The organism is Bradyrhizobium sp. Kon10 (assembly GCF_055807395.1).
Genome location: NZ_JBVVOZ010000359.1, coordinates 1 through 242 on the forward strand (window position 1 = coordinate 1; position 242 = coordinate 242).

1 protein-coding gene is annotated in these 242 nt (G+C 65.3%); it reads left to right on the top strand.

The annotated features are described in order from the left end of the window. A partial coding sequence (locus AC0L2O_RS37380) for an efflux RND transporter permease subunit (protein ID WP_473373272.1) occupies window positions 1-242 on the top strand: 242 nt, incomplete at both ends.

Consider the following 242-nt stretch of genomic DNA (forward strand, 5'->3'; position numbering starts at 1 on the left):
GACCGCGCCTTCCAGCCGAACCTCACCTTCACGGGGCGATTGAAAGACCAGAAGCAGTTCCAGGACATCCTGATCAAGGCCGGCTCCGACGGCCGCACGGTGCGCCTGCGCGACGTCGCCCGTATCGAGCTCGGTGCTCTCGCCTACTCCACCAACAGCTTCCTGCTGCGCAAATCGGCGGTCGCGATGCTGGTGACGCAGCGACCGGGATCGAACGCGCTCGCGACCGCGAAGCACATTTC